The 330-nt window shown below is 36.7% G+C and carries 1 protein-coding gene and 1 pseudogene; both read left to right on the forward strand.

All coding sequences use genetic code 11. From position 1 onward, the window contains the following. Window positions 1-83, forward strand: an 83-nt coding sequence (locus IQR33_RS19920; protein ID WP_193843974.1) for a DUF3634 family protein, incomplete at its 5' end; no start/stop codon positions are given. A gap of 21 nt (window positions 84-104) precedes the next feature. Beyond that, a pseudogene (locus tag IQR33_RS33670) lies at window positions 105-330 on the forward strand (hypothetical protein); the annotation flags it as partial.

The raw sequence follows: 330 nt of genomic DNA on the forward strand, positions 1-330 counted from the left end.
TTCCCAAAAAAGTTCAACAGAGGATTCGTAACGTTTTTCCGCATCAGGGCTTCAAAGCAAACAAAGGCAAGAAGCGCGCTTAATTACATATCAGTTACTTCATCATGTTAAATGGGACGCAATGTGGCGTCCCATTTTCGTATCTACAGAAAAATTACTTATCATCGAACAATCAACAACATAAACGGACCAAAACGATGAGATACGTTGTAACTTTAATGATACTGATCTTTGCAAGTACTTCAGTTTTTGCTGACGATTCAGAAACGAACCTGTTGGCTAAAAAGATTAAGACTAAGCTTCAAAAGAAAGTAGACAATAAGTTTGATG

The organism is Vibrio sp. OPT46 (genome assembly GCF_015163535.1).
In the GTDB taxonomy this organism is placed as follows: domain Bacteria; phylum Pseudomonadota; class Gammaproteobacteria; order Enterobacterales; family Vibrionaceae; genus Vibrio; species Vibrio alginolyticus.